Annotated in this window: 7 protein-coding genes; 6 read left to right on the plus strand and 1 reads right to left on the minus strand. The window is 70.6% G+C overall.

Going from position 1 to position 8019, the window contains the following annotated elements; all coding sequences use genetic code 11:
* Positions 1–681: amidase family protein (locus VOI19_RS09310; RefSeq protein WP_323792688.1), on the minus strand; the 681-nt coding region annotated here is incomplete at its 3' end.
* Between the two features lie 101 nt (positions 682–782).
* Between VOI19_RS09310 and VOI19_RS09315 the strand changes: the two genes are divergently transcribed.
* The 6 genes from VOI19_RS09315 to VOI19_RS09340 all read left to right on the plus strand — a co-directional run bounded on the left by VOI19_RS09315 (position 783) and on the right by VOI19_RS09340 (position 7986).
* Positions 783–2600, plus strand: coding sequence for a DEAD/DEAH box helicase (locus VOI19_RS09315; protein WP_323792689.1), 1818 nt, complete (start codon positions 783–785; stop codon positions 2598–2600).
* 217 nt (positions 2601–2817) lie between these two features.
* Positions 2818–3624 carry an SGNH/GDSL hydrolase family protein gene (locus VOI19_RS09320; protein ID WP_323792690.1) on the plus strand — a complete coding sequence of 269 codons (807 nt, stop codon included), beginning with the start codon at positions 2818–2820 and terminating at the stop codon, positions 3622–3624.
* A gap of 51 nt (positions 3625–3675) precedes the next feature.
* Complete coding sequence (locus tag VOI19_RS09325; RefSeq protein WP_323792692.1) at positions 3676–5574, plus strand: penicillin-binding transpeptidase domain-containing protein; 1899 nt, start codon at positions 3676–3678, stop codon at positions 5572–5574.
* A gap of 65 nt (positions 5575–5639) precedes the next feature.
* A complete protein-coding gene (locus VOI19_RS09330; protein WP_323792693.1) occupies positions 5640–6455 on the plus strand; it encodes an alpha/beta hydrolase in 816 nt (271 codons plus the stop codon).
* Complete coding sequence (locus VOI19_RS09335; RefSeq protein WP_323792694.1) at positions 6452–7675, plus strand: PP2C family protein-serine/threonine phosphatase; 1224 nt, start codon at positions 6452–6454, stop codon at positions 7673–7675. Before VOI19_RS09330 ends, VOI19_RS09335 begins: the two co-directional genes overlap by 4 nt.
* A gap of 56 nt (positions 7676–7731) precedes the next feature.
* A complete protein-coding gene (locus tag VOI19_RS09340) occupies positions 7732–7986 on the plus strand; it encodes an AAA family ATPase (protein WP_323792695.1) in 255 nt (84 codons plus the stop codon).
* Positions 7987–8019: the final 33 nt, after the last annotated feature.

An 8019-nucleotide genomic window follows, 5' to 3' on the forward strand; every position in this document is an offset into this window, starting at 1 on the left:
CTCGGGCCGGTCCGCGAGCACCCCGAGCAGGGCCGCCGCACCGGCGACGCTCGAGGCCAGCGCGCCGGGGGCGTCCTGCGAGGACGAGATCGGCACGACCCCGCTCGTGGGCACGAGGCCCACGGTGGGCTTGAAGCCGACGCACCCGTTGTAGGCCGCGGGGCTGGTGATCGAGCCGTCGGTCTCGGTGCCGACGGCAAGGGTGACGATCCCGCCGCCGACGGCCGCGCCGCTTCCCGAGCTCGACCCGCCCGCCGAGCGGTTGAGGGCGTAGGGGTTGCGGGTCAGTCCTCCGTGAGCGCTCCACCCGGACGTCGACGCCTCGTCGCGGAAGTTGGCCCACTCGCTCAGGTTGGCCTTGCCGAGCACGACCAGCCCCGCCGCGCGCAGGCGTCGTACGAGCTCGGCATCGCCGGCCGGTGGGTCGGCCGCTGCCAGGGCCGACGAGCCGGCTGTCGTGGCCAGGCCGGCGGTGTCGATGTTGTCCTTGATGAGCACCGGGACGCCGTGCAGCACGCCGCGCGACTCCCCGCGAGCCGTCTCGGCGTCGCGCTCGTCGGCCTGGGCGAGCGCGGTCGGGTCGAGCGTGCAGACAGCGCTGATCAGCGGGTCGATCTCGGCGACCCGGGCGAGGCTCTGCTCGACTCGCCGGCGCGAGGAGGCGTGAGGAATCGTCGTCACCCCGCCAGTGTGCCCGCCGAGTGGCACTCGAGGGGTGAGGTGACCCAGCGCACCGCGCCGAGGAATCGGGTGGTAGAAGCGCGACCCACTACCGTTGTCGGGTGAGCGACAACAACGAGCAGAGCAGCGCCCCGACTACGGCGGTCGAGTCGACCGAGCACGAGCCCACGTTCGAGGACCTCGGACTCGGTGGCGCGGTGCTGAAGGCGCTTCGCGACGTGGGCTACGAGAAGCCCTCCACCATCCAGGCGCAGACCATCCCGCCGCTGCTTGCCGGCAACGACCTCGTCGGCCTCGCGCAGACCGGAACGGGCAAGACCGCCGCCTTCGCGCTGCCCATCCTCGACCAGCTCGACGTGCGCCAGAAGAAGGTGCAGGCGCTGGTGCTGGCCCCGACCCGCGAGCTCGCGCTCCAGGTCTGCGAGGCCTTCCAGAAGTACGCCGCTCACACCAAGGGCCTGCACGTGCTCCCCGTCTACGGCGGCCAGGCGTACGGCGTCCAGCTGAGCGCGCTGCGTCGCGGCGTCCACGTCGTCGTCGGCACCCCGGGTCGCATCATGGACCACCTCGAGAAGGGCACCCTCGACCTCTCCGAGCTGAAGTTCCTCGTGCTCGACGAGGCCGACGAGATGCTCAACATGGGCTTCGCCGACGACGTCGAGACGATCCTCGCCGACACCCCCGACACCAAGCAGGTCGCGCTGTTCAGCGCCACGATGCCTGCGCAGATCCGCCGGCTGTCGAAGAAGTACCTCAACAACCCGGTCGAGATCACGGTCAAGGGCAAGACGGCCACGGCCGCCAACATCACCCAGCGCTACCTGATCGTCAGCTACCCGCAGAAGGTCGACGCCCTCACGCGCATCCTCGAGGTCGAGAACTTCGAGGGCATGATCGTCTTCGTCCGCACCAAGAACGAGACCGAGACCCTCGCCGAGAAGCTGCGTGCCCGGGGCCTGTCGGCGATGGCGATCAACGGTGACGTCGCCCAGGTGCAGCGTGAGCGCACGGTCAACCAGCTCAAGTCGGGCAAGCTCGACATCCTCGTGGCCACCGACGTCGCGGCCCGCGGCCTCGACGTCGAGCGCATCAGCCACGTCGTCAACTACGACATCCCCACCGACACCGAGTCCTACGTGCACCGCATCGGTCGCACCGGCCGGGCCGGTCGCAGCGGCGACGCGATCTCGTTCGTCACGCCCCGCGAGAAGTACCTGCTCAAGCACATCGAGAAGGCCACCCGCCAGCCGCTCACCGAGATGCGTCTGCCGTCGGTCGAGGACGTCAACGTCACCCGCCTGACGCGCTTCGACGACCAGATCACCGCCGCGCTGGCCGACCCCGCCAAGATCGAGCAGTTCCGCGACATCGTGGCCCACTACGTGCGCAACCACGACGTGCCCGAGGCCGACGTCGCCGCCGCGCTGGCCATCGTGGCGCAGGGTGACACCCCGCTCCTGCTCGACCCGGCCGCCGAGCGCAAGATGCGCCAGGAGACCTTCAGCAAGGACCGTCCCGAGCGTGGCGCGCGTCCCGAGCGCGGTGGCCGCGGCGACCGTCCCGAGCGTTCCTCGCGTGGTGGTTCCGACCAGCCGATGAAGGCCTACAAGATCCAGGTCGGCAAGCGCCACAAGGTCGAGCCGCGCCAGATCGTCGGCGCGATCGCCAACGAGGGTGGGCTCTCGCGCTCCGACTTCGGCCACATCCAGATCCGCCCGGACTTCTCGATCGTCGAGCTGCCGGCCGAGCTGTCGCCCGAGACCTGGAAGAAGCTCGAGAGCACCCGCATCAGCGGCAAGCTGATCGAGCTCGCCGAGGACGGCGGCCCCCGTGGCTCCCGCCCGCCGCGCGACAGCGGTGGCGAGGGTGGGTCGTCGTACGACGGCCCGAAGCGCGACAAGAAGCCGCGCCACAAGTAGCCCTGAGGCTTGCAGGAAGACATGTGACACGCCGTCCTCCGTTCTGATCACACGCTGCAACGGCGTGGAAGAACGGTGGACGGCGTGTTGCATGTGCGCGGGCGAAGGGAGAAGGGTTTTCCCTCTATCGCGCCCCTCTCGTGGGGTGCTTGGATCAGCGCGGCAGGCGCCGCCGATCAGCGCGGGTGCCGCCGCAGCACCCTCACGGAGGTCACCCATGCTCACCCGCCGTCTGGTCGGGGCCGTTGCCGGTCTCGTCGTCGCGCTTGCTCCCGCCGTGGCACTCGCCACGGCTCCCCCCTCGCAGGCCGCCGGGCCTTCGTACGTCGCCCTGGGCGACTCCTACTCCTCCGGCGTCGGCACCCGCACCTACATCAGCGACGGGACGTCGTGCCAGCGCTCGAACGCGGCGTTCCCCAAGCTGCTCGCCGCCCAGAAGGGCTACACGCTGAACTTCAAGGCGTGCTCGGGCGCGACGACCACCACGGTCACCAACACCCAGCTCAGCGCGTTGTCGAGCACCACCCGCTACGTCACCCTGTCGGTCGGCGGCAACGACGCCGGCTTCGCGAACGTGATCACCGAGTGCGCCAAGCCGGGCTGGTCGAGCAACTGCAACGGGGCCGTCGACACCGCGCAGTCGTTCATCAACAACACGCTGCCGGGTCGTCTGAGCACCCTGTTCTCCTCGATCCGCTCACGTGCGACCACCGCCAAGGTCGTCATCGTCGGCTACCCGCGCATCTTCAACGGCGAGGACTGCAACGCCGGCACGTTCTTCTCCCCCGACGAGGAGACCCGGCTCAACGCCACCGCCGACCTGCTCAACTCCAAGCTGTCGTCGGCTGCAGCAGCCCGCGGCTACTCCTTCGCCAATCCCACGACGCGCTTCATCGGGCACGCCGTGTGTGACGACACCGAGTGGATCAACGGCCTGTCCAACCCCGTCAGCGAGAGCTACCACCCCAACACCACCGGGCACGCCTCCGGCTACACGCCGCTGCTCAGCCCGCTGCTCGTCTGACGGCGTCACCGGCGGGTTCGATCGTCGGCGCACCCTGGTAGAACCGGGACCATGCGCCTACGACCCCTGACCGTCGCCGCCGCCGTGATGATGGCGGCGGCGACGCTCAGCGCCTGCGACTCCGCCTCGCCCGATCCTGAGGACGTCGGGGCCGCGGCCGACGGCACCGCCGCGGCTCTGGTGGCCGGCCTCAACGCGCGCGACCTCGCCGACGTCCCCTTCACCGAGGTCTCCGGCGCCGAGGCGACCGACGACCTCGTCTCGGTGGTCGAGGGGATGGGCGAGCGCGCGGCGACGGTGCAGCTCGGAGACGTCGTGGAGAACGACGACTCTGCCACGGCCACCATCACCTGGTCGTGGCAGGTGATGGACTACGAGGAGTGGACCTACCCGACCGAGGTCCTCCTCGAGCGTGCGACCGACGAGTGGGCGGTCCGCTGGGATCACGACGTCGTCGAGCCGAGCCTCAACGCCAGCTCGGTGCTCGATGCCAGCACGATCGCCGGCTCGCGTGGCGACGTCGTCGGCGCGGACGGCGTCCGGCTGGTCACCGCGCGCTCGGTGATCCGGATCGGGATCGACAAGTCGAAGGTGAAGGCCAAGAAGGCCGGAGCGTCGGCAACAGCGCTGGCGCGACTCGTCGGGATCGCTCCGGCGCCCTACCGCGCACGCGTGGTGTCGGCCGGTGACCTGGCGTTCGTCGAGGCCATCACGTTCCGCAGCGACGCCGTTCCGCAACGTGTGGCCCAGCGCTACACCTCCATCGAGGGCGGCTACGTCGTGCCCGACGAGGTGCCCCTCGCCCCGACACGCGACTTCGCAGCGCCGCTGCTGGGCGCGGTCGGCGAGGTCACCGCCGAGATGATCGCCGACGACCCCACCTTGCAGGTCGGCGACACCGCGGGGCTGTCCGGCCTCCAGGCGCGCTACGACGACCAGCTGCGCGGCACCGTCGGTGTAGTGGTCCGGGCCATCGGCTCCGACGGCAAGCGCCGCGAGATCACCCGGCTCGGCGGTGACGACGGACTGCCGCTGCGGCTCACGCTCGACCGGGGCCTGCAGAGCAGCGCCGAGTCGCTCCTCGAGGGGGTGGGCCCGGCCGGCGCCCTGGTCGCGGTCCGGCCCAGCGACGGCGCGATCCTGGCCGCAGCCAACGGTCCCGGCAACGACAACCAGAACCTCGCGACGTTCGGGCAGTACGCCCCCGGCTCGACGTTCAAGAGCGTCAGCGCCCTGGCCCTGCTCCGCCGTGGTCTGCGGCCTGACAGCAGCGTGGCCTGCACGGCGACGGTCGACGTCGACGGTCGTGACTTCGAGAACTACGACGACTACCCCGCGGGTGGGCTCGGGCAGATCCCCTTCCGCACTGCCCTGGCCAACTCCTGCAACACCGCCTTCATCGCCGAGCGCGACCGGTTGAAGGACGACGACCTCGCGGCGGCGGCGGCGTCCCTGGGCCTGGGGGTCGACCACGACCTCGGCTTTCCCGCCTACTTCGGCTCCGTGGAGCCGCCGACGACCGAGACCGGCCGGGCGGCCGACCTGATCGGCCAGGGCACCGTGCTGGCCTCCCCGCTCGCGATGGCCACCGTCATCGCCTCCATCCAGCAGGGCGACCTGGTGGTGCCGCGGCTGGTCACGCAGGTGGAGGTGTCCCCGCCCGAGGGAGTGACGCCGGTGAGCAAGCGTGAGGCTGCCCAGCTGCGCTCGCTGCTGCGCAGCGTCGTCACCAGCGGCAGCGGACGCCTGCTCGCCGACGTCCCTGGGGCCGACGTCATCGCCAAGACCGGCACCGCCGAGTTCGCGGCCGACGGGGGAGAAGTCCGCACCCATGCCTGGATGATCGCGGCCCAGGGCGACCTCGCTGTGGCGGTCTTCGTCGCCGAGGGCCACTCGGGCTCCGGCACCGCCGGACCGATCCTCGAGGGGTTCCTGCGGGCCGCGTCGTGACGACGGCGTCCCGGGTCCCCGGCTGACGAAACGCTCCTGGGGGCATCAGGCCCTACAGTGGGTGGATGACTGCAGTTTCTCGACACAACGTGTCTGTGTCGGGTCTCGCCGACGGACCCCCCATCGTCTTCGTGCACGGCTTCGGCTGCGACCAGAACATGTGGCGCCACGTCGTCCCCGCTTTCGAGACCACCCACCGTGTCGTGCTGATGGACCTCATCGGCGCCGGCGGCTCGGACTCCGCCGACTTCGACGCCCAGCGCTACGCCTCCCTGGACGCCTACGCCGCCGACGTCACCGCCGTCGTGCGCGAGCTGGACCTGCGTGAGGCCGTGCTCGTCGGGCACTCGGTGTCGACCATGCTGGTGGCGATGGTCCAGCTGGCCGAGCCCGAACGAGTGGCGTCGCTGGTGATGGTGGCGCCGTCCCCGCGTTACATCGACGAGCCCGGCTACGTCGGCGGCTTCGGCGAGGAGGACATCGACGAGCTGCTCGAGTCGCTGGCCAGCAACTACCTCGGCTGGTCCGCCGCGATGGCCCCGGCGATCATGGCCAACGCAGAGCGGCCCGACCTCGGGGACGAGCTCACGGCAAGCTTCTGCCGGATGGACCCCGCGATCGCCCAGGTCTTCGCCGACGCGACCTTCCGCTCCGACAGCCGCTCGCTCCTCCCGCAGCTCGACGTGCCCACCCTGGTCCTGCAGTGCACCGACGACGTGATCGCGCCGATCGCGGTAGGTGAGTTCGTCGCCGACCAGGTGCCGCGCGCGTCGCTGGTGCTGCTCGACGCGACCGGGCACTGCCCGCATCTCAGTGCCCCGGAGGCGACCACCGAGGCCATCGTCAAGTTCGTCCGTAGCTCCGATCGCGCCAGCGCGTGAACCCGGACGGCGGGTCGGCACCGATCCCCGTCCAGAGCCCCGTCCAGAGCCAAGTGCCGCTGACGACCCCACCCTCGGGTCGTCCAGCCGCTGACGAAGCTGACTACCTCTACCACCGTGCACCGTGCGGCTACCTCACGACCACGCCCGACGGCCGGATCCTGCGGTCCAACGAGACGCTGGCCCGCTGGTTGGGGTGGAGCACCGACGAGCTCGGGGCGATCAATTTCCGCCAGCTGCTGACCGTCGGCGGTCGGATGTTCCACGAGACCCACGTCGCGCCGATCCTGCGCATGCACGGCGAGGCGCGGGCGATCGCCATGGACCTACGTCGCCGAGACGGCTCCAAGCTGCCGGTGCTCCTCAACGCCACCATGGACCGGCATGACGAGAGCGCCCCCGGAGACGTGCGGATCGCGATCTTCGACGCAACCGAGCGGCGTTCCTACGAGCGCGAGCTCCTCCGGGCCAAGGAGCGGGCCGAGGCGTCCGAGGAGCGGGCGAACGCGCTGGCTCGCACGCTCCAGCAGACCCTCATCCCTCCATCGCTGCCGTTGATCGACGGTCTGGACCTGGCCGCTGCCTACCGCCCCGCGGGCGACGGCTCGGAGGTCGGCGGTGACTTCTACGACGTCTTCGACCTCGGCCACGACGAGTGGATCGCGGTGCTGGGGGACGTCTGTGGCAAGGGTGCCGAGGCCGCGGTCGTGACCGCCTTCGTGCGCTACACCGTGCGAGCGCTCGCGGTCGGGATGTCGCGCCCCAGCATCCTGATGGCTGAGCTCAACGAGCGACTGATCCACCACGACGGCGACCGGTTCTGCACCGTCGTGATCGCCCGCCTGCGACGCCGCGGCCGCGGGTGGGACGCCGAGGTCAGCGTCGGCGGCCACCCGGCGCCGCTGCTGCTCAGCGGTGACGACCGCGCCCGACAGCTCGACGCGTTCGGCCCGGTCGTCGGCGTGATCGACGCCGTCGACTATCACGACCATGTCGTGCATCTCGGGCCCGGAGACGCGCTCGTGCTCTACACCGACGGAGTCACCGAGGCGTCGGGGCCCGAGGGTTTCTTCGGTGAGCGACGACTCCTCGAGGTCGTGGACGCCGACGTGCGGACCGGCGCCGACGCGGTGGTCGACACCGTGCTCAGTGAGGTGCTGGCCTTCCAGCACGGGCACGCGCGCGACGACATCGCCGTGCTGGCCCTCGCCGTCCCCTAGCGCCACGGTCGCCGCACGACCGAGTCGAGCGGGCTCCACCCCTTAATCTGGCGCTCATGACTCCTGTGGTCGGGCGCGCGGCCCTGCTGGCTCGAGTCGCTGCGCTGCTCGAGCGGGGCGACTCGGTGGCGCTGTGCGGACCGACGGGAGTCGGCAAGAGCGCGCTGCTCGAGGTGTTGGACGCCGAAGCGCGGAGCAACCACGGCGCGGTGGTGCTTCGCTGCAACGGCGCGGCCGAGGAGATCTGCTGTAATTCTAACCGAGGTGGGTCTTGGACGGCCAAGGGGCACTCCGCTTCTGGTATCCTATGATTTTGGTCAGATAACAGCGCAACAGCAGGTCAG

The sequence above is a fragment of the Nocardioides sp. genome, from assembly GCF_034670285.1.
In the GTDB taxonomy this organism is placed as follows: domain Bacteria; phylum Actinomycetota; class Actinomycetes; order Propionibacteriales; family Nocardioidaceae; genus Nocardioides.

Excerpts from the sequence above, each read along its gene's own strand:
- VOI19_RS09320 (WP_323792690.1), top strand. The coding sequence starts at position 2,818 with ATGCTCACCCGCCGTCTGGTCGGGGCCGTTGCCGGTCTCGTCGTCGCG.
- VOI19_RS09325 (WP_323792692.1), top strand. The coding sequence starts at position 3,676 with ATGCGCCTACGACCCCTGACCGTCGCCGCCGCCGTGATGATGGCGGCG.
- VOI19_RS09330 (WP_323792693.1), top strand. The coding sequence starts at position 5,640 with ATGACTGCAGTTTCTCGACACAACGTGTCTGTGTCGGGTCTCGCCGAC.
- VOI19_RS09340 (WP_323792695.1), top strand. The coding sequence starts at position 7,732 with ATGACTCCTGTGGTCGGGCGCGCGGCCCTGCTGGCTCGAGTCGCTGCG.